General features: G+C 69.4%; 16 protein-coding genes. 6 read left to right on the top strand and 10 right to left on the bottom strand.

Annotated features, from left to right (window positions below; translation table 11 throughout):
- Positions 1 to 28 precede the first annotated feature (28 nt).
- Complete coding sequence (locus tag RN901_RS13640; RefSeq protein WP_310758847.1) at positions 29 to 2,194, top strand: DUF6600 domain-containing protein; 2,166 nt, start codon at positions 29 to 31, stop codon at positions 2,192 to 2,194.
- Positions 2,195 to 2,204: 10 nt separating this feature from the next.
- Here the strand turns inward: RN901_RS13640 and RN901_RS13635 are convergent, their stop codons facing one another.
- The 3 genes from RN901_RS13635 to RN901_RS13625 are packed head-to-tail and all read right to left on the bottom strand — an operon-like array spanning position 2,205 to position 3,863.
- Complete coding sequence (locus RN901_RS13635) at positions 2,205 to 2,480, bottom strand: hypothetical protein (protein ID WP_310758846.1); 276 nt, start codon at positions 2,478 to 2,480, stop codon at positions 2,205 to 2,207.
- A 48-nt stretch (positions 2,481 to 2,528) separates the two neighbouring features.
- Positions 2,529 to 2,774, bottom strand: a complete 246-nt coding sequence (locus tag RN901_RS13630) for a hypothetical protein (protein WP_310758845.1) — start codon at positions 2,772 to 2,774, stop codon at positions 2,529 to 2,531.
- 60 nt (positions 2,775 to 2,834) lie between these two features.
- The gene (locus RN901_RS13625; RefSeq protein WP_310758844.1) at positions 2,835 to 3,863 is read right to left on the bottom strand and encodes a proline racemase family protein; all 1,029 of its coding nucleotides are present in this window, start codon (positions 3,861 to 3,863) and stop codon (positions 2,835 to 2,837) included.
- A 129-nt stretch (positions 3,864 to 3,992) separates the two neighbouring features.
- Between RN901_RS13625 and RN901_RS13620 the strand changes: the two genes are divergently transcribed.
- Positions 3,993 to 4,601 carry an aquaporin gene (locus tag RN901_RS13620; RefSeq protein ID WP_310758843.1) on the top strand — a complete coding sequence of 203 codons (609 nt, stop codon included), beginning with the start codon at positions 3,993 to 3,995 and terminating at the stop codon, positions 4,599 to 4,601.
- Positions 4,602 to 4,604: 3 nt separating this feature from the next.
- On the opposite strand, the gene RN901_RS13615 is transcribed toward RN901_RS13620, so the two are convergent.
- Genes RN901_RS13615 through RN901_RS13600 form a run of 4 tightly spaced genes read right to left on the bottom strand, consistent with a single transcriptional unit; the run spans position 4,605 to position 9,808 of the window.
- Positions 4,605 to 5,012 (bottom strand): VOC family protein, encoded by a 408-nt coding sequence (locus RN901_RS13615; RefSeq protein WP_310758842.1) that lies wholly within the window; start codon positions 5,010 to 5,012, stop codon positions 4,605 to 4,607.
- A 41-nt stretch (positions 5,013 to 5,053) separates the two neighbouring features.
- On the bottom strand, positions 5,054 to 6,127 hold the full coding sequence (locus RN901_RS13610) for a 2-oxoacid:ferredoxin oxidoreductase subunit beta (protein WP_310758841.1): 1,074 nt from the start codon (positions 6,125 to 6,127) through the stop codon (positions 5,054 to 5,056).
- Positions 6,124 to 7,956, bottom strand: a complete 1,833-nt coding sequence (locus RN901_RS13605; protein WP_310758840.1) for a 2-oxoacid:acceptor oxidoreductase subunit alpha — start codon at positions 7,954 to 7,956, stop codon at positions 6,124 to 6,126. Before RN901_RS13605 ends, RN901_RS13610 begins: the two co-directional genes overlap by 4 nt.
- Positions 7,957 to 7,969: 13 nt before the next feature.
- Entirely contained in the window at positions 7,970 to 9,808 is a 1,839-nt protein-coding gene (locus RN901_RS13600; RefSeq protein WP_310758839.1) for an FAD-dependent oxidoreductase, read from the bottom strand.
- A 171-nt stretch (positions 9,809 to 9,979) separates the two neighbouring features.
- Between RN901_RS13600 and RN901_RS13595 the strand changes: the two genes are divergently transcribed.
- Both RN901_RS13595 and RN901_RS13590 read left to right on the top strand, forming a co-directional pair.
- Entirely contained in the window at positions 9,980 to 11,224 is a 1,245-nt protein-coding gene (locus RN901_RS13595; RefSeq protein ID WP_310758838.1) for a hypothetical protein, read from the top strand.
- Positions 11,221 to 12,201, top strand: a complete 981-nt coding sequence (locus tag RN901_RS13590) for an alcohol dehydrogenase catalytic domain-containing protein (RefSeq protein ID WP_310758837.1) — start codon at positions 11,221 to 11,223, stop codon at positions 12,199 to 12,201. Before RN901_RS13595 ends, RN901_RS13590 begins: the two co-directional genes overlap by 4 nt.
- 41 nt (positions 12,202 to 12,242) lie before the next feature.
- Here RN901_RS13590 and RN901_RS13585 read toward each other — a convergent pair whose 3' ends face one another.
- Positions 12,243 to 13,505 (bottom strand): sialidase family protein, encoded by a 1,263-nt coding sequence (locus RN901_RS13585; RefSeq protein ID WP_310758836.1) that lies wholly within the window; start codon positions 13,503 to 13,505, stop codon positions 12,243 to 12,245.
- A gap of 89 nt (positions 13,506 to 13,594) precedes the next feature.
- On the opposite strand from RN901_RS13585, the gene RN901_RS13580 reads away from it, so the two are divergent.
- Positions 13,595 to 14,704: a zinc-binding dehydrogenase gene (locus RN901_RS13580; RefSeq protein ID WP_310758835.1), complete on the top strand. Its 1,110-nt coding sequence runs from the start codon at positions 13,595 to 13,597 to the stop codon at positions 14,702 to 14,704.
- Between the two features lie 15 nt (positions 14,705 to 14,719).
- Here RN901_RS13580 and RN901_RS13575 read toward each other — a convergent pair whose 3' ends face one another.
- Both RN901_RS13575 and RN901_RS13570 read right to left on the bottom strand, forming a co-directional pair.
- On the bottom strand, positions 14,720 to 16,489 hold the full coding sequence (locus RN901_RS13575; RefSeq protein WP_310758834.1) for a solute carrier family 23 protein: 1,770 nt from the start codon (positions 16,487 to 16,489) through the stop codon (positions 14,720 to 14,722).
- Positions 16,489 to 18,009, bottom strand: coding sequence for a pyridoxal-dependent decarboxylase (locus RN901_RS13570; protein WP_310758833.1), 1,521 nt, complete (start codon positions 18,007 to 18,009; stop codon positions 16,489 to 16,491). Before RN901_RS13570 ends, RN901_RS13575 begins: the two co-directional genes overlap by 1 nt.
- A 72-nt stretch (positions 18,010 to 18,081) precedes the next feature.
- Here RN901_RS13570 and RN901_RS13565 point away from each other — a divergent pair, with 72 nt between their 5' ends.
- The gene (locus RN901_RS13565) at positions 18,082 to 19,839 is read left to right on the top strand and encodes a serine hydrolase (RefSeq protein WP_310758832.1); all 1,758 of its coding nucleotides are present in this window, start codon (positions 18,082 to 18,084) and stop codon (positions 19,837 to 19,839) included.
- Positions 19,840 to 19,843 lie beyond the last annotated feature (4 nt).

The following is a 19,843-nucleotide window of genomic DNA, read 5'->3' as shown; positions in this document are numbered from 1 at the left end:
CGGGGATCGGGAAACACGGGAGCTTGGGATGCGGTTCGCAAAGGCGGCAGGAAACTCCGGAGCGCCCCGGCGGTTGCGGGGCCGGCGGCGGGTGTGGGCGGTCGGGTTGGCGTGGGGCACCTCGTTCGTCGCGCCCCCGGTCTCCGCCCAGGAGGCGGAGACCCCGATCGACTACGACGCCGCGATCGCGCAGAGCGGGATCGACGGCAGCTACGGATACGTCCGTGCGCTGGACGGGTCCGCGACGCTCATTCAGGGAGACACCCGGGAGCGCGTCCAGCTCGCGGTGAACGAACCTGTCCTCGCCGGCGACCGGATCTTCGCGTCCGGCGAATCGCGCGTCGAAATCTCGCTCGCCGACGGAAACCTCGTTCGGATCGGGGACCGGGCGGAACTTCTCTTCCGCGCGCTCGCCAACTCTCCGGATACGAGCGATCCCGCATCCATCCTCGAACTCGTGCGCGGGTCGCTGCAGCTCGTCGTGGCCGTGAACCCGCCGGACTCCGAGTGGCCTTCGGTCGTCACGCCGAACGCGACGATCCGGCCGCGGGGAGCCGGTTCCTTCCTGATCGTCGTCGACGACGAGCGGCGCAGCGAAGTCGTCGTGCGCGAGGGGGTGGCGGAAGTCACGACAGAGACGGAACTCGCCGAGGTTCGGCGGGGAGAGAGCCTCTTCGTCGAGGGGACGCGAGGCGACGGGCTCCGCTTCGCTGCGGCTCCGGGTCTCGATCGCCTGGAGGCATGGGGCCAGGGGCTCGGCGACTCCGCGGGCGGCGAGTACACCGCTCATGTGGATCCGGACCTCCACTACGCCGCGTCTTCGCTCGGTGGGCACGGGTCGTGGGTGCACGTGGACGCGGGGGTCGCGTGGCGCCCGCGGGTGTCTACGGGCTGGGCGCCGTACCGGCACGGGCGCTGGCGGCACACCCCCAGCGGGATGTTCTGGGTCTCGTACGAACCATGGGGCTGGGTGCCCTACCACTACGGGTACTGGGACCTCAATCCCGACTGGGGCTGGATCTGGTTCCCGGGCCGGCGGTTCGCCGTCGCGCACGTCTACTGGTACTGGGGCCCAAGCTACGCGGGCTGGATTCCGTCGGGCTACTACTGGCGCCACTACCGGAACTACTACGGAAGCAGCTGGGGTTTCCACTTCGGGGTTTACGGACACATCGGGGGCGGCTTCGGGCGCTATCGGCACTGGACTTTCCTGCCGCACGGCCGCCTCGGACACCGGCGGCAGCACTTCTACTCGGTGGGCGGCTCGGACTTCGGGCGTGGACGGAAGGCGGTCGAGCGCGGCGTGCTGCTGACGGACTCCCGCCTGCTCGGGCGCGAGGCGCGCCGGCGACCGGCGCAGACGCTGGCGAACTTGCGGCGCGCGGTCTCGCGCGACGGGAGAACGGCGGTCGATGCGAACGGCTTCATCGATCGCGGCACGAGTCTGCCGCGGGAGGTCGAACGCGTCGTGCTGAGGAGCCGCGATGGCCGGTCGGCCCGCGCCCGCGACGCGACGGCCGGGGCGCCGAGCGGGTCCTCGCGGACAGCGGGCACACCGCCCGTCCGCGTGACCACGCGATCGGCGGAGGGCCGTGCGTCGAGGCTGGAGCGGCCCGGAGTGCAGCGGACGACGCGGCCCGGCGTGCAGCGGGCGAGCCGCCCATCGCCGACGAACGAGGCCCGTCCGGCGATTCGGCGACCGACGACGCGGGATGCTGCAGCAACCGCGAGACGTCCCGCCGTGCGGCCTGTGACGCGGTCGGGCTCCGGTGGCGTGCAGCGCGCCTCTCCGCGCACGAGCGACGACGGCGGTCGCCGGATCGTCCGTCCGCGGACGGTCCGGGAGTGGCCTGCCGTACGACGGACGGGGGGCGCGACGACGCGGCCGACGGCTCGGTCGAATCCGGCGAGACCCACCGGGCGGTCCGCACCCGCGCGACCGACGGTGCGGCCTACGACGGCGAGGCCATCCCGGCCCATCCTTCGCCGCCCACCGTCCTCGAACCGGCCCGTGGCGCGCCAGTCCGTCCCGCGGTCGCCGAGGCCGGCTGTGCGCCTCCCGGGCTCGTCAAGGTCGAGCGGCGGCGTCAGACGTTCCGGCGGCGGCTCCCGATCCGGGGGCGCGGTCCGCCGCTCCGGCGGCAGCACCAGGTCGACCGGCGCCGCCCGCGCACGAGGCCGGTCCGGAGGTTAGCCGGCCGAGATCAGGGATCCGGCCACACGGCCGGGTCCCGCTCCATCTCCGGCTCCGGTTCGACGCCCAGCGCTTCGACCATGCGCACGTAGTAGTTGAAGAAGCCGACGACCTCGGTCGCGGTCAGGATCTGCGCGTCGGTCCAGCCGACCTCCCGCAACTCGTCGATGTCCCGACGCGCGGTGGACGTCGGCTCGCGCGTGATCGCCACCGCATAGTCCATCAGCCGGCGCGTCTTCACGTCGAGCCCCGCCGTCCGATAGTCGATCCGGACCGCGCGGGCCAACTCATTGTCTCCGGTGGCCTGACGGAGATCCTCTCCGTGCGCTTCCGTTCAATAGAAGCAGTCGAGCTCGCGCGAGGTCACGGTCGCCAGCATTTCCCGCACATCCCGCCCCAGCGGTCCCGGCGCCAGCATCAACGCCTCGTAGAGCCGGATCGAGGCGCGCATGACGGGCGGGTTCAGGCTCTGGATTCCGATCACGTTGAAGACGCGCCCGGCGCGGCGGACGGCCTTCTCGTACTCGTCCGCGACCAGCCCCGTCGCATTGTTGGGGGCTACCGTTTCGATATGCGGCATTTCGCCTCCTGTGGGCGGCGGACTCGGGGCGCGAATCAGCTCAGCAGCGGAACCGGCCCCTCAGCGGACGAGGAAGCCGTCGCGCCACGGGTCCTCCGGATCGACGAGGAATTCGTGCCGGCCCGTGACCCAGGCGCGGCCACTTACCTCGGGCACCACGGCGGGATGTCCACCGACGGTTGTCGTGTCGACGATGCGGCCGCTGAACCGGCCGCCGATGATGCTCTCGACGACGATGTCCGCGTCCTCGACGATCTGGTCTCGGGCGTGAAGGATGGCGAGGCGGCCGCTCACGGCGGTCCCGGTCGGACTCCGGTCGAGTTCCCCGTCCGCGAAGATGCAGACGTGCCGCGAGTGGTGCGCGGCGTCGGCCGCCGCACCCGTGAATACGGTGCCGTAGAGAAATCCGAGATCGGGGTCGTCCGGATGCGAGATGTCGCCCCCGGCGGACGAGGACACCGCCTGCGTGATCCGGCGACCCGCGTCGATGAGATCGGCGCCACCGCCTGGGGTGAGCGAGAGCCCGAGCGCGTCCGCATCGACGTAGGCGTAGAAGGCCCCGCCGAAGGCGAGGTCGTATGAGACCGTACCCAGCCCTTCGACCTCTACGGCCCCCCCCAGTGCGGGCGCGAAGGAAGGCACGTTGACGAACCGAACCTCCCGGACCCGCTCGCCGTCCAGGATTGCGGTGGCGCGCACGAGCCCGGCGGGCGTGTCGATCGCCACGGGCCGCTCCCTGCCCGACCCGCCGATCCAGCCGGCTTCGACGGCGATCTTCGCCACGCCGATGATCCCGTGACCGCACATGGTCGAATAGCCCTCGTTGTGCATGAACAGGACGGAGAAGTCCGATCCCGGCCGTACGGGAGGCATCACGAGGCAGCCGTACATGTCGGCGTGTCCCCGCGGTTCCCACATCAGCGCGCGGCGCAGTTCGTCGTGGTCCGCCCGCGCGACGCGACGCCGCGCGAGGACCGTGTCTCCCTCCAACTCCGGGAACCCCGCCACGATGACGCGCAGCGGCTCTCCCTCGGTGTGGGCGTCGATCGTCTCGATGCGCAGCCAGTGTGCGGGCGCGGTCCAGGTCATGTGAACTCCTCGGTGAGGCAGTGGCCCCCGGCGACGGAATCGTCGTATGCTGGCGCCGCTGATCTTACGCCCCGCCGCCGACGTCCGCTCCGGTGGCGGCTCGCCGTCCCGCGCAATCAGGGAGAACGCATGAGGCCGAGGGCTGTCGCCGCCGAACTCGTGGGCACGTTCGCGCTCGCGCTGTCCGTATCGATCTCCGTCCACAACCCCGGTTTTCCCATCCCGACGCCAGCGATGGCGGGACTCACGCTGGGGGTTCTGGTTCACCTGCTCGGGCCTGTCTCGGGCTGCCTGCTCAACCCGGCTGTGACGATTGCCATCTGGTCGGTGGGCAGGCTCGACGCGAAGGACGCCGGCTGGTTCATCGCGGCGCAGTTCGCGGGCGCCGGACTGGCCCTCGCCCTCGGAAGCGTCCTGTTCGCCGACCGCGTCCCGCTCCCCGTGGACGCGTCGGCCGGCACCGGCGTGGCCGAGTTGCTGGGCGCCGCGTTGCTCGCCTTCACGATCGCGGCCGTCTTCATGCACCGGATCCCGGTCCGGCTGACCGGCGCCGTCATCGGCGCGGCACTCGTCGTGGGAATCTCCTGGGCCGCCCACGGATCGAACGGCGTGCTCAATCCCGCCGTGGCCCTGGGGATCGGCTCCTTCTCGTTCCCTTACGTCTGGGGACCGGTCGTCGGCGCCCTGATCGGCGCACATCTGTCCCGGTACGCATGCGATCCCGGCGACGCCGCGTAGCCGTTAGCGGTCCGCGGCGTAGCGGTCGGCGCCTTCCTCGCCCTCGGGCGCGTCCGGTGTCTCGCCCTCGGCGAGAGCGCGATAGAAGGTGAGCCCGTTCATGTCGAGGTCGTAGAAAGCGAACTCGCGCGTACCCGATAGCGTCCGCCGCAGGGCCGTGCGCTCGTGGAAGACCCCCTGATCCCGGTATTCCTCGAACAGATCCTCGACCGCGGGCACGACGAAGCGAAGCATGGGCCGCTCGACGCGGGACCACTCCTCCGCGTCGTGCCACTGGAGGTGCAACTCGATCCCGTCCCGCCTCACGCCGGCGTACCCCGGATCGCGCGTGGAATCGGCGAAAGCGAGTTCAAAGCCGAGCCGCCCGACGTAGAAACCGATCGCCGCGGCGACATCCCGCGACGGAAGCACGGGCTGCACCGCCTCGAGGCGAGCCGCCCGCCGCTCGGCCGCTATCGGTAGTTCTCCATCAGGGCGTCCAGCGCGTCGGCTCCGGGGCACAATTCCTCGAAGGGGAGGTTCCACAGCGGTCGGTCGACCGTCCCCAGCACGTCGTGCAGATCCCGCGACTCCGGGTCCACGTAGAGGAGCCCGGTGGGAACCTCGCCCGCGTTCTGTCGCTCGCGCAGGTAGCCGTACACGGCGTCCCTGTCCGTCGCATCGTAGTCGCCTTCCACCTGGCGGAAGCGGATCACGCTGCCGTCGTGCATGCGAACGTCGCGCACATCGGCGGACCCTATGTCGGCCGTGATCTCATCCGCGGGGGGGACGAAGTCCTTGGGAGCCACGAACGCGGCCTCGACCGCCTCGCGGAAATGCTCGCGCGTGTAGGCGTAGCTCTTCGTCGAACCCACGTGGTCGTTGAAGGTCACGCACGGGGAGATGACGTCGACCAGGGCCAGGCCCGGGTGCCGGATCCCGGCCTTGATGATGGGGACGAGCTGGTCCTTGTCCCCGGAGAAGCCGCGGGCCACGAAGGTCGCGCCGATCGAGAGTCCGAGCAGGGCCGGGTCGATGGGAGGCTGTTCGTTCGGTACGCCCCGCTTCGACTTCGAGCCCATGTCGGCCGAGGCCGAGAACTGGCCCTTCGTCAGGCCGTAGACCCCGTTGTTCTCGATGATGTAGAGGAGATTGAGGTTGCGCCGCACCGCGTGGCACAGTTGCCCGAGCCCGATCGAGAGCGAGTCCCCGTCCCCGGAAACGCCGATGTAGACGAGGTCGCGGTTCGCGGCGTTCGCCCCGCTCGCGACCGACGGCATCCGCCCGTGCACGCTGTTGAAGCCGTGCGATTCGGACATGAAGTAGGCGGTCGTCTTCGACGAGCAGCCGATCCCGCTCATCTTGGCCGCCCGGTGCGTGGGGATCGCAAGTTCCCACGCCGCCTCGATCAGCGCGGCGGTGACGGAGTCGTGGCCGCACCCCGCACACAGCGTGGACATCACACCCTCGTAGTCGCGGCGCGTGAGCCCCAGCTCGTTCTTCTCCAGACTCGGGTGGAAGACCCGCGGCTTGGCGATGTACGTCATGCACCCACTCCTTCCGCGGTCTCCGCCGCGAGACCGAGGCGGTCCTTCACGCCCGCGATGACGTGGCGCGCGCTCAGCGGGAGCCCTCCGTAACGGAGGACCGAGGTCAACCGGTCCTTCGAGGCCGGCGTCTCCAGCGTGAGCAGCGACTTCAACTGCGCGTCCCGGTTCTGTTCGATGACGATGTTGAGGTCGTGGGCCTCGATGAAGCGCGCGACCTCGGGCGCGAAGGGAAACCCGCGGATCCGCATGTAGTCGAGCCGGAGCCCGTCTTCCGTCTCCATGCGCTCGATGGCCTCGCGCACCGCGCCGTCGCAGGCGCCCAGCGTGATGAGTCCGTATCGGGCGTCCGGACGCGAGCGGATCTCCGGGGGAGGCACCGCGTCCGCCGCATTGTCGATCTTCACGGCGATGCGGTCGATGACCTCCTGGTATTCGTCGGGGTCCTCCGTGTACTTGCCGTACTTCGTGTGGCCGGAGCCGCGCGTGAAGTAGGCACCCTTCGGATCCTCGCCCGGGATCGTCCGATACGGGATCCCGTCGCCGTCCACGTCGAGGTAGCGATAGAAGGTCTCGATCTCCGCGAGCGCCTCCGCGTCGAGCACCTTCCCGCGGTCCGGCCTGTACTCGTCGTCCCACTCGAAGCGGGGCACGACCCAGTCGTTCATCCCGATGTCGAGGTCGGAGAGCACGAAGACGGGCGTCTGGAAGCGTTCCGCGAGGTCGAACGCCTGTACGCTGAACTCGAAGCACTCCGCCGGGTCCTTCGGGTAGAGGCAGAGGTGTTTCGTGTCTCCGTGCGAGGCGTAGGCGCAGAGGAGGATGTCGCCCTGCTGGGTGCGCGTGGGCATCCCGGTCGATGGGCCCACGCGCTCAATGTCGAAGAAGACGCACGGGACTTCGGCGTAGTACGCGAGCCCGATGAACTCCGTCATGAGCGAGATCCCGGCCCCGCTCGTGGCCGTGAACGCGCGGGCCCCGGCCCACCCGGCGCCGATCGTGATGCCGGCCGCCGCGAGTTCGTCCTCCGCCTGCAGGATCGCGGCCTTGCTCCGCCCGGTCTCGTCCTCCACGCGCAGACGTCGGCAATACGCCGTGAAGGCGTCGACCAGCGAGGTCGAGGGCGTGATCGGATACCAGGCCGCGACCGTCGCGCCCGCGTAGACGCAGCCGAGCGCCGCCGCCGTGTTGCCGTCGATCAGGATCGATTCTCGCGTGGCGTCCATGCCCTCGAGCCGAATCGGCAGGGGGCACTCGAAGTTCTCGGCCGCATAGTCGTAGCCGAGCCGGATCGCCTCGAAGTTCGCCTCGAGCAGGTGACGCTTCTTCTCGCCGAAGGTCTCCTCGAGCAGTCCGCGGATGATATCCATGTCGATGTCGAGGAGGGCAGCGAGGGCGCCCGTGTAGGCGATGTTCTTCATCAGAATGCGCGTGCGGCCGCCGTCGAAGGTCTTCACGCACATCTCGGCCAGCGGGACGCCGAGGAACGTCACCTCCTCGCGCCGCAGCGTATCGGCCATGGGCCAGCTCGAGTCGTACAGCAGCCAGCCGCCGGGGACGAGTTCCTCGATGTCCTGGGCGTAGGTCTCCGGGTTCATCGCCACGATGAGGTCGAAGTCCGGCGTGCGGGCGACGTGGCCCGACCGGTTCACGCGGATCTCGTACCAGGTGGGAAGGCCCTGGATGTTCGAGGGGAAGACGTTCTTCCCCGACACCGGGACCCCCATCCGGAAGATCGACTGCATGATGAGGCCGTTGGCGCTCGCGGAGCCCGTGCCGTTCACGGTGCCGATCTTGAGCGCGAAGTCGTTCACGCGGTCCGCCTTCATGTCGGCCATTCCGTCAGGGAGTCACCGAAACGAGGCCGCCCGGCGACATCTCCTCGATGCCCAGCCCGGAGTAGGGGTGCTCCGCGTCCTGTCCCGCGTAGGGCTTGAGCAGATCGAAGGTCCGCATGTCCCAGGCGGCCGTCGGACAGCGCTCCGCGCACAGTCCGCAGTGAATGCAGAGGTCCTCGTCCTTCACCATGACGCGGGCCGTCTGCGGCAGCGGCTCCGACACGTAGATGTCCTGCTCCGCGTTTTCGGCCGGCGCGGTCAGCCGCGTGCGAAGTTCCGCCTCTTCCCCGTTGTGCGTGATCGTGAGGCAGCTGAGAGGACAGATGTCGATGCAGGCGTCGCATTCGATGCACAGGCTTCCGGTGAAATGCGTCTGAATGTCGCAGTTCAGGCAGCGTTCGACCTCGGTCAGCGTCTGCTCGAGGTCGAAGCCCTCCTCGACTTCCGTCTCGATGCTCTGGAGGCGCTCCTCCAGACGGACGTGCCGCATCTTCCGCCGCTGCGCGTACTCGTAGTCGTTCGAGTAGCTCCACTCGTGGAGCCCCATCTTGGCGCTCACGAGGTTCATGTGCTCGGGCGGGCGCTTCCGGAGGTCTTCGCCGTTGCAGTACGCGTGGATGGAGATCGCCGCCTGATGCCCGTGCTCGGCCGCCCAGATGATGTTCTCCGGGCCCCACGCCGCGTCGCCGCCGAAGAAGACGCCCTCGCGCGTCGACATGAAGGTCGTCTTGTCGACGACCGCCTCGCGCCACTTGTTGAACTCGATCCCCGCGTCATCCTCGATCCACGGGAAGGCGGTCTCCTGCCCGATGGCGAGGATGACGGCTTCCGCCGGGAAGAACGCCTCGTCGAGCTTCGTGGAGACGAGGCGCCCCTCATCGTTCTCGTGCCATTCGACGATGTCGAAGTTCATCCCCTTCAGGACGCCGTCCTCGACGACGAACTCGGTGGGCGAGTGGTTCTCGACGATGTCGACGAGTTCCTCTTCCGCGTCCTCCAGTTCCCAGGGAGAGGCCTTGAAGTACGGCTTCGACTTGCGGGCCATGACCTTGACGTTCGTGCCGCCGATCCGCTTCGACGTCCGGCAGCAGTCCATCGCGGTGTTCCCGACCCCGATGACGAGCACGTTCTCCTCGATTGAGTTCGTGTGCCCGAAGGCGACGGATTCCAGCCAGTCGATGCCGATGTAGATGTGGTCCGTGTCGTACCGGCCCGGCAGGCGCAGCTCCTTGCCGCGCGGGGCGCCGGAGCCGACGAAGACGGCGTCGAAGTCCTGCTCCAGCAGCCACTTCATGCTTTCGACGGGCGCGTTGTAGCGGATGTCCACGCCCATGTCGAGGATGTAGTCGATCTCCTCCCACAGCACTTCCGGGGGCAGCCGGAACTGGGGAATGTTCGTCCACATGAGGCCGCCCGGCCGGTCGTTCTTCTCGAAGATCGTGACCTCGTAGCCGAGGGGCATGAGGTCGCGGGCGACGGTCAGCGACGCGGGGCCCGCGCCCACGCAGGCGATCCTCTTTCCGTTCTTCTGCTTCGGGATCTCCGGGAAGCGGGGCGTGACGTCGCCCCGGAGGTCGGCCGCCACCCGCTTGAGGCGGCAGATCGCGACTGGTTTCTCCTCGACCCTTACGCGGCGGCAGGCGGGCTCGCAGGGGCGGTCGCACGTCCGGCCGAGGATGCCCGGGAAGACGTTCGACTCCCAGTTGAGCATGTAGGCGTCGTCGTACCGTTCCTGCGCGATGAGGCGGATGTAACCCGGTACGTTCGTGTGGGCCGGGCAGGCCCACTGGCAATCCACGACTTTATGGTAGTAGTCGGGACTTCCGACGTTTGTTGGCTCCACCGTTTCTCCTCGGGCTTACCCCGCCCGACAGGCGCTACGTTCCCCGGCCCGTGAGTCGCTTGGAGACATAACCGCCCGCAATCGTAGGGGACGAGGGGACTTGTCGCCAGTTTTTCGGGTCGAGGCGGCCGAATCGTTGCTGCGGCGCACGGGGCCGCGGAAGTTGAGCCCATGAAAAAACAGCCTGTGCATACGGTTGCCGGCGGAGCCCACCTCTTCCGGCGGGACACGGCGGCGAAGCTCGGACGGATCGCCGGAGGCTATCTCGACCGGTACGCGGCGGACCCCGGCACGCTGCGGGAGGCGCTCGGAAACCGCCTCCCCTCCGCGACCGCGGAAGCGGTGCACGGGCGCGTGCGGGCCAAGCTCGAACGTGAACCCGTCGAGGGCTTTCTGATCGACTTCGAAGATGGTTTCGGCAGTCGGTCCGAAGCGGAGGAAGATGAGGCGGCGGCGACGGCGGCGGTGGAGGTCGCGGCGGGGGTCGTGGCCGGCAGTCTCCCGCCCACGCTCGGAATCCGCATCAAGTCCCTGTCCGAAGTCACGGACGGGCGCGCGTTGCGCACGCTCGAGCTTTTCCTTACCGCGTTCGCGCGAACCCGATGCGACCTGCCGGAGGGGTTCACGGTGCTTCTTCCCAAGATCGTCGCGGCCGGGCAGGTGGAGAGGCTCTCCGTGGCCCTGGACCGGCTCGAGACGACGCTCGGCCTGCCGGAGAGGCAGGTGGCCATCGACCTCATGATCGAGACGCCGCAGTCGCTCGTGGCGCCGGACGGACGGATCGCCCTCCCCGGGCTTGTCGCGGCGGCGGGGGGACGGTGCCGCACGGTGCATCTCGGGGCGTACGACCTCACGGGCTCCGTGGGGGTTGCGGCGGAGGCACAGACGCTGGGGCATCCGCTGTGCGACATGGCGAGGCAGGTCCTTCAACTCTCGCTCGCCGGAACCGGCGTCCGGCTTTCCGATGGGGCGACGAACGTGCTCCCCGTCGAACCTCATCGCGGAGAGACGGCAGTCTCGGCGGCCGAGGGGGTGGAGAACATGGCCGTCGTGCATGACGCATGGCGCCTGCACTATTCGGACGTTCGGCGGTCTCTGAACCAGGGGTTCTGCCAAAGCTGGGACCTTCACCCGGCACAGCTCGTCTCCCGCTTCGCGGCCGTATTCTCCTTCTTCCTCGAGGGTCTGGACGCGGCGGCGAGCCGGCTCGACCGCTTCGTGACCGCGGCGGGACAGGCCGTCCTCACGGGATCCGTGTTCGACGATGAAGCGTCGGGCCAGGGCCTTCTGAACTTCTTTCTCCGGGGGCTGGCGAGCGGCGCGCTGACGGCGGAAGAGGCGGCGCGCTCCGGTCTCACGGCCGCCGAACTCGAGACGCGCTCCTTCCACGAGATCCTCGAGCGGCGCCGCGGGTGATCGCCGCCTGGATCGACGGCGGCAAGGTCCGCGTGCGCGACGACCTCCCGCGGCCCGTTCTCGAGCCCGGGGAGGCCCTCATTCGGGTCTCGATCGCGGGCGTTTGCGGGACGGACCTGGAGCTGCTCCGCGGATACCGCGACTTCTCGGGGATTCCGGGGCACGAATTCGTCGGACGTGTCGCGGAGGGGCCGCCCGAGTGGGTCGGCGCGCGGGTCGTGTCGGAGATCAACGTCACCTGCCGCTCGCGGCGTGCCGGGCCGCTCTGCCTCAGTTGCGCGAACGGCCGACCCACGCACTGCCTGCAACGCGAGACGATCGGCATCCACCGCCGTGACGGCGCGTTCGCCGAATGGCTGCGCGCGCCGGTCGCGAACCTGCATCGCGTGCCGCAGTCGCTTCCGGACGAGGCCGCCGTGTTCGCGGAACCGGTGGCGGCCGCCTGCCGCGTCCTGCGGCAGATCGAAAGCGAGATGGAATGCGATCGCATGACGCGGGCGCTGGTCGTTGGGGCGGGACGGCTGGGGCAACTCGTGGCGCGCGTGCTGGCGATTCGGTTACCCGGGTTGGAGGTCGCCGGGAGATCGGAGCGGAACCTGGCCCGGGCGCGCGCGGCCGGCCTCGCAGCCGGGCCGGTCGCCGCCGTGGAAGAGGCGGCCTACGATCTCGTCGTCGAATGCAGCGGCGCGTCCGCCGGCTTCGCGGCCGCCCGCCGGGCCGTTCGGCCGCGCGGCACGATCGTTCTCAAGAGTACGCATAAAAACGAGTTACCTGTCGACACCTCATCCATCGTGGTAGATGAAATCCGACTCCTCGGCTCCCGGTGCGGACCGTTCGAGGACGCCCTGTCGGCGCTGAGGCGCGGGGACTTCGAAGTGCGCGACCTCATCGACGAGCGGTTGCCGCTTTCCGCCGCTCCGGAGGCCTTCGGCCGAGCGGCGGAAGAGGGAGTCGCTAAGGTGCTTCTCGTCCCCTGACCCCTCGTCTTCCCGGCGTTTCGCTCCCCGGGCGGCGGGTTTCAGTCGGAGAGTCGAACCGAGCGGACGCGTACGCCGCCTCCCTCGCCGGGGATCGTCCACGCGAAGAGGAACTCGTCGCCCGTCCGCACCATGCGGGGGAACCCGCTCGAACGCTCGCCGGCAGTCTCGGAGATCAGAAGCGGCGTCCCGAGCGACCCGTCCGGATCGACCCGCCGGGCGAGGACACGCGGTGTGTTGTTGGAAGCCTCCAGCCATACCACGACGGCCGAGCCGTCGTCGAGTCGTTCGATGTCCACGCGCCCCAATGGCAGCCCCTCATCGACGCGGATTCGGGGACCGAACGTCGCGCCACCGTCATTCGAGAACGCTGCGTACACCTGCGGTGTGCCGTCGACGCCCGTGTACCAGGCCGATGTCAGCACCTCTTCGTCTCCGCTCAACTGCGGCCCGTTCACCGGACAGCCGGGGATGACCCAGCCGTCGGTCGACAGCGGAGCGGGCTCGGTCCAGCGCTCCCCTGCCCCGCGCACCACGGCGATGTCGCGGACTTCGGATTCGCCGCGGTCACGGTACGCGGCCACGAGCCCTTCGCCCACGCGGGCGAGCGCGGTCTGGCAGCACTCGCACGTGCGGTCGTCGAGCAGCACCTCGGGGCCGAGATGGCCGTCCGGGGCGAGCGTGCGGAAGCGGACGGACATCGCCCCGCGCTCTCCCCCTCCGCCGCCGGCCACGTGCTCGCCACCGCCGGCATGGCCCGCCATGGCGCGGGCGTCGAGCCAGGTCAGCCCCGCGCCGTCACCCCAGGGCACCATCGACACGAAGCCGTGCTCCGTCGGCGAATCGTCGTCGTGCGCGCGGAACGGTTCCGTCCACGTCATCCCATCGTCCGAAGAGAGCGCCAGCATGACATGGTACGCGTAGGGAGCGTCGGCGACCTTCTCCAGCCAGTGGACGGCGAGGGTGCCATCGGACATCTCGACCGACGAGGGAAAATCCGCCCAGTTCACGAACATCTCTTTCGACGCCCACACGGTACGCGGCTCGGACCAGCCATCCTCCCCACGAATCGCCAGCCGCAACGCGGGCACGCCCTCTTCGGGCTCGATCCACGTCAGGATGGCGCGGCCCCCGGCCCCGACCGACACGTACGGCTCGCCGCTGGGCGGCGGCCGATCGAACTCGACCTCGCCCGCCTCCAGCGACACCTGCCGTTCCGCCTCGCCGCCGCACCCGCCAAGCAGCGCGGCGACGGCGAGAAAACCGGCCGGGCGGCCGATGCGGGCTCGCTTACGATTTCGCATGTGCGCTCCAGACATTCTCATCTCCCGCGGAGGAGGCCGTATGATACGCTCCGAGAGCCAACCTGAGAACTCCGCGGAGGGGAGGCGAGGTGTCACAGCGCGCGTCGGTGATGACTGGACCGGAACGACCGCTCGAGATTCGGGACTTCGATGACCCCGAACTCGAATCGGGCGAGACGTGGCTGGAGATCGAGGCGAGCGAGGTGTGCGGGACGGATGTCCATCTCCATCACGGACGACTCGCGGGCGTGCCCTGGCCGATCATCCCGGGGCACGTGAGCGTGGGACGCATCCGGGAGACGAGAGGCCCGGGGGTCGACGCCGCCGGGCGGCCGCTGGCGGAGGGGGACACCGTCACCTTTTTCGACGTGGTGGGCACGTGCCATCGCTGCTTCTACTGCTCCGCGGCCCGGCAGCCGAACCTGTGCCCGCACCGCCGCGTCTACGGCATCACGTTCAGCGCTCGCGAAGGACTGCTCGGAGGGTGGGCGACGTCCATGCGGCTCACCGCCGACACGTCGATCTTCAAGCTGCCCGAGGGGCTCGAGACAGCGGATGTCATCGGAGGCGGCTGCGGGCTCTTCACCGGTTTCGGAGCCGTCGAGCGCTCGGAACTCCGGCCGGGCGACACGGTCGTCGTCCAGGGCTCCGGCCCCGTCGGCCTCGCGGCCGCCGCCTTCGCCCGGGTCCGGGGCTGCGGCCCGCTCGTGGTCATCGGCGACCCCGACGAGCGCCTCGACCTCGCCACCGCCATGGGCGCCGACGACACGCTGTCGCTGAACCGAACGTCGGGGCCCGACCGGTCGGCCACCGTGGCCGACCTCACGGAGGGCCGGGGCGCCGACGTCGTCATCGAGGCGAGCGGCAACCCGGCGGCGATCCCGGAGGGGTTCGCCCTCCTCCGCGACGGGGGCACCTACGTCGTGGCCGGCCATTACACGGACGTCGGTCCCGTCTCCATCAACCCGCACCTCGACATCAACCGGAAGCACGCGACCGTGAAGGGGCGCTGGGGGACCGAGCTGCCGCACGTCTCGCGCGCCCTCGACCTGCTCGCGCGGCACCGCCTCCCCTTCGCCCGGGTGATCGGGGGAGAATACGGCCTCGGAGAAACGGGGCAGGCACTCGCCGATGTCGAGCGGCTCGCCGTCACCAAGGCGATCATCGTTCCGTCCCGGGATCGGGCGACCCCCGGCTAAACCGGCGCGTCGCCGCTAGAAGTCGCCGGCGACCTGGGGGCCGGACTCCACGCGGATCGTCAGGATGTCGATGTCGTGGTACTGCTGGTGGCGAATCGAGGAGGCGTAGTGCCGCAGCAGCCGCAGCGGGGTCTCCGCTTCGACGGGGACACCCGCGGCCACCTCGCTGAGCATCGCCAGCTGATCCTCGACGTTCTTCTCCTCCGTCGTCGCGATGAACTCGAGATCCGCCGCGGGGCCATCGCTGCTCGCGATGAGCAGCAGGCTTCGCGCATCATCGGCGTCGGTTTCGGCCTCCGCGCGGCCGAGGATCTGCATCGTCTCCTCGCCCACCGCGCGCAGACGCGTTTCCATCTCCTCGTCCCAGCCCCTGCGCGCCGCGAACTTCACCAGGAAGGCGTCGACTTCCGACCACGTGTCGTCCGACAACCGTGTCTTGAGGCGGTGGCGACGCCCCCCCGTGACCTCCGCGAAGATGGTGAGCAGGATCACCGTGATGCCGCCGACCGTCATGCCGTTGCCGAGGAATTCCTCCCAGGCCCCCGTGATATGCTCCGGGTAGATCCAGTCGAACTGGAAGACGATCCCCAGCCAGAAGGCGACGCCGACCACGAGGCCGTTGCGGTAATCCAGCCCCTCCTGGAGCAGGATCTTCATCCCGAAGACGAAGATCAGCGCCACGACCACGATGAAGTACGCCGCCACGACGGGGCCGGGGATCGCGATAATGAGGGCGAGCAGCTTCGGCAGGAAGGCGAATGCCGCGAAGACGACGCCGACGCAGATGCCGATGGCGCGGGAGGTGACGCCCGTCAGTTCGGCGACGGCGATGCCCACGCCGTAGGTCGTGTTGGGGACGGTCCCCGCCAGACCGGAGAGGAGGTTGCCCGCGCCGTCGGCGGCGATCGCGCCCTGGATGGAGCGGAAGTCGATCGCGCGGGGCCTGCGCCAGGAGACTCGCTGAATCGCGATCGCGTCGCCGAGCGTGTCCATCGCGCTTACGAGCGTCACCATGAGGAAGGACGGCAGCAGAGCCCAGAACTCGGGGCGGAAGCTCAAGTCGACACCGGGGTACGCCAGGTCCGGCAGGCCGATCCAGTGCGCTTCGTAGACGGTGGACATGTCGTAGATCCCGAACCCGAGACCGGCGACGAGAGATCCGGCGACGATCCCGAGGGCCGGGGCCCAGAGCCGAAGGGCGCCGGAGAACCGAAGCGGAACCAGGACCGTGACCGCCAGCGTCACGCCGGCCACGACCGGACCCGCGGCCAGCGGGGCGCCGGCCGGCACCTCCGCGAGCTTCCGCAGGATCATCGGGGTGAGCGTCACCGGGATCAAGATCAGCACCGTGCCCGCCACGGTGGGCGTGAAGACCCGGCGCAGGAGCGCCATCCGGGACGCGAGAAGGAACTGGACCATGGAGGAGGCAATGATGAGCACCGCAAGCATGCCCGGCCCGCCCTGCTCGATGGCGGTGACGCTCACCGCGATGAAGGCGCTCGTGCTTCCCATGATGAGCACGTAGCCGGCGCCGATCCGTCCCACTCTGCGCGCCTGGATCGCCGTCGTGACGCCGCTGATCACGAGCGCCGCGAACACCGCCCACGACAGGTATTCGGCGCTGCCGCCCGCCACCGTGATCATGACCGTCGGCGTGAGGACGATGCTGGCGAGGCAGATGAGTGCGTACTGGACGCCGAGTCCGGCGGCCATGGGGAGCGGGGGACGCTCGTCCGGCTCGAACCGCACGTCCTGCCGGGCGAGCCCGGGGCCGGAACCCGCCATCAGCCGCCGCCTCCCCCGGCGAGCGCTTCGGCGGGCGCCGCGGAGCGCCAGCGCTCAGGGTGGGCTTCGAGTCGCTCCACGGATTCCGCGAGGACCTCGAGCGCCAGATCGATGGTGTGGAGGTGCGTCCGGAACGCGAGCGCCGCCATCCGCAGCAGGAAGGTCCCGTCGATCGTCGTGGAGGAGAGGAAGACCCGGCCGTCGCGGTGCGTCTCTTCGATCAGCGCCCGGTTGAAGGCGTCCGCGTCGCCCGACTCCGGGACCCAGCGGTAGGTCACCACCGACAGCGGCGGCTCCGGCCCCACCTCGAACCCGAGCGCCTCGATCTCTCCGTGGAAGTACCGTGCGAGTTCGAGCTTCTCCCGAAGGCAGGCCTTGAACGGCGCCTCCCCGTGAAGCAGGAGCGGCAGCCAGACGCGCAGCCCGCGAAAGTGCTTGGTGAGTTCCGGCGACACGGCGGCGGGAGAGGGCCCCCAGCGCTCGGCCTCCACCGTGTCTTGCAGATAGCTGGCGCCCGACGCGTGCGCCTCCGCCAGGGCGTTCCCGTCGCGGACGAGAATGGCGCCGGTCCCGTATGGGAGGAACATGCCCTTGTGCGGGTCGAGGACGAGGGAATCCGAGCGTTCCAGCCCCGCCAGCGCGGGCCGCATCTCCTCGAGCAGGGCGAAGAAGCCGCCGTAGGCGCCGTCCACGTGGAACCATAGATCCTCGCGCTCGGCGACGTCCGCGATCTCCGCGAGCGGGTCGATGGCGCCGATGTCCACGGTGCCCGCCGATGCGAAGACGAGCCAGGGCCGGAGTCCGCGCGCGCGGTCCTCGGCCACGAGCTCGGCGAGCGCGTCGACCCGCATGCGAAAGTCCCCGTCCAGCGGAACGTCGCGCCGCACCGCCTCTCCCACGCCGGCCATTCGGAGCGCCTTGTGCAGGCAGTGGTGCAGGTGGGACGAGGAGTAGACGACGGCCCTTTCGTAGTCGCGAGCGCGAAGGCCGGCCGCCTCGCGGGCGGTGACGACGGCGATGAGGCTCGCGATCGAGCCTCCCGAGGCGAGGTTCCCGGCGCATGTGGTCGGGTATCCCGTGAAACGCGCCATCCAGTCGAGGATGACGTTCTCCATCTCGACCGCGCCCGGCCCGGTGAACCGTACGCCGGCGTATTCGTTCGTGACGGCCGCGAGATAGTCCGCCAGCGAGGATGCGTAGATGCCGCCGCCGGGGATGTACCCGAGGTGCCCGCCGTGCGAGGGCACGAGTCCCGCCCCCACGACGGATTCGTCGATCCGGTCGATGAGCCGCTCGATGGGCCGCGTATCGGTCCCGAGCCCGAGTTCCCGGATCTCCGCGACGGCTGACTTGTCGTGCCGGTAGGCGGGTCGTTCGGGGAGTTCATCGAGGAACCGCTGCGCGTAGGCGTGCACCTCGGCCATGAGGCGGTCGCGCTCGCCCGCGTCGGGGTCGAGCGGCCGCGCAGCTTCCTCCAGTTCCAGAATCCGGGACCGCTGCCGACTTGAGATCGAGCGCATGATGCGATCCTATCCCTTTCGTTCAGGGGACGCGAGCTTTCCGGCCGCTTCTGCTTCATGGGAGGATCCCGCTTGTATCCGCGTCGAAAAATATCCTGGAAGTACGGTCTCGCCGCGGCGCTCGTCGTTGGGCTCGCGTCCGCCGTCGAGGCGCAGCCGCGCGCGGAACGGGCCGAAGGATACCTCCGTTCCTTCCATGACCTGAGGCTCTTCAATGGCGCGGCCCTCATCGTCGACGCGGGCGAGATCCTGTTCGAGGGAGCGTTCGGCCGCTCCGACTTTGCGGGCGGTGGCGCCAACGCCCCGCACACGCGGTTTCGCATCGCGTCGCTGACGAAGCAGTTCACGGCAGCGCTGATCCTCAGACTCGAGGAGGAGGGATTGTTGCGAGTCGAGGACCCGGTGGGCCGCTACGTCGAGGAATATCCGCCGGAGTTCGCGGAACGGATCACGCTCCACCACCTGCTCACGCACACCTCGGGGTTGCCGAGCCACACGAACGTCCCGGGGTTCATGGACTGGGAAGCGGCAACCCCGTTTTCGCCGCACGAGATCCTCACGCTCACCTGGGAGGCCCCTCTCTCTTTCGAACCGGGCACGGACTTCGAGTACTCCAACTCGGGCTATGTACTTCTGGGTTGGATCGCGGAACGCGTCACGGGGCTGAGCTACGACGAGGCCCTCCGCACGTATGTGCTCGAGCCGCTGGAGTTGCGCGATACCGGGTACGATCATGCGCTCTGGCCGCCGGAGGGCCACGCCGGCGGCCACACACGCAATCTCGTCGGCTATCGGCCGGCGCGCCTCATCGATCCGTCCGTGCCGTATGCCGCCGGCATGCTCTACTCCACCGTCGGCGACCTCGCTCGCTGGGCCTCCAGCCTCTTCGTCGAAGGAGGCCTGTTCCGCGACCCGGAGACGCTGGTGCGCATGACGACCCCCGGTCTCGAATCCGGGTCGTACGGGTACGGCGTGGGTGTGCGGACGCGGGATATCGGGGACGACAGCGGCGTGCGCGTCATCGAACACTCGGGAGGAATCTTCGGCTTCTCCTCCTACCTGCGCGTCTTCCCGGACCACGGACGCCTCATCGCGCTGCTGGACAACACATCCTCCGACCTGGGACCCCTCGTGGAGGGTTTGACGAACGTCCTGTGGGGCGCCGAAGCGGTTCGCCCTAAACCGTCGATCGCGGAACGACTGCTGCCGATCGTCGAGGCGGGCGGGGTCGAGGCGGCGATGTCGAGGTTCGAGAACTGGCGGCGTACGCGACCGGAGGAATACGACTACTCCGCCGGTCAGATCCTGAGGCTCGCGGGCCATTTCCGGGAGGGCGAGCCGGCCACGGCCATTGCGATCCTCGAGGCCTACGCGGCCGGGACGCCCGAACTCCCCGCGATCCGCTTCGCGCTGTCCGAGCTTCACGAAGAGGCCGGGACCGTGGACGCGGCGTCCGACCACATCCGCGAGGCGCTCGCGTACAATCCCGGGATGCCCCGGCTCCTGGAGCGTCTGTCGGATCTGGGCATCGAGCCCGATCCCGCGCTTCGGCTCCCCATCGTGCGCCTGGAACCCGGGAACCTGTCCCTCTTTGTGGGCGAGTACCGCGTCGACCCGGCCACAACGCTGACCGTCACGCTCGAGGAGGGCGTTCTCATGGCCGCGCGCACCGGCGAGGCGGCGTTCCGACTCCTCCCCCAGTCCCCTACGACCTTCCTTCTGCACGGTTCCGCCGTGCAGTTCGTGTTCGAAGTCGTGGATGGCGTCGCGGGGGCGGTCTCCGTTGTGGAGGCCGATCAACGCCTCGCCTTCCCGAGAATCGGACGCTGAGTCG

Origin of the sequence: Candidatus Palauibacter soopunensis, from assembly GCF_947581735.1 — a bacterium.
Taxonomy (GTDB): Bacteria; Gemmatimonadota; Gemmatimonadetes; order Palauibacterales; family Palauibacteraceae; genus Palauibacter; species Palauibacter soopunensis.
The sequence above is the reverse complement of the archived record's forward strand: the minus strand, read 5'-3'. Positions and strand labels throughout refer to the sequence as shown.

Coding starts and splice junctions, on each gene's coding strand:
- RN901_RS13640 (WP_310758847.1), top strand. CDS start 29: ATGCGGTTCGCAAAGGCGGCAGGAAACTCCGGAGCGCCCCGGCGGTTG.
- RN901_RS13625 (WP_310758844.1), bottom strand. CDS start 3,863: ATGACCTGGACCGCGCCCGCACACTGGCTGCGCATCGAGACGATCGAC.
- RN901_RS13610 (WP_310758841.1), bottom strand. CDS start 6,127: ATGACGTACATCGCCAAGCCGCGGGTCTTCCACCCGAGTCTGGAGAAG.
- RN901_RS13605 (WP_310758840.1), bottom strand. CDS start 7,956: ATGAAGGCGGACCGCGTGAACGACTTCGCGCTCAAGATCGGCACCGTG.
- RN901_RS13570 (WP_310758833.1), bottom strand. CDS start 18,009: ATGCGCTCGATCTCAAGTCGGCAGCGGTCCCGGATTCTGGAACTGGAG.
- RN901_RS13630 (WP_310758845.1), bottom strand. CDS start 2,774: ATGCCGCATATCGAAACGGTAGCCCCCAACAATGCGACGGGGCTGGTC.
- RN901_RS13575 (WP_310758834.1), bottom strand. CDS start 16,489: ATGGCGGGTTCCGGCCCCGGGCTCGCCCGGCAGGACGTGCGGTTCGAG.
- RN901_RS13595 (WP_310758838.1), top strand. CDS start 9,980: ATGAAAAAACAGCCTGTGCATACGGTTGCCGGCGGAGCCCACCTCTTC.
- RN901_RS13585 (WP_310758836.1), bottom strand. CDS start 13,505: ATGCGAAATCGTAAGCGAGCCCGCATCGGCCGCCCGGCCGGTTTTCTC.
- RN901_RS13620 (WP_310758843.1), top strand. CDS start 3,993: ATGAGGCCGAGGGCTGTCGCCGCCGAACTCGTGGGCACGTTCGCGCTC.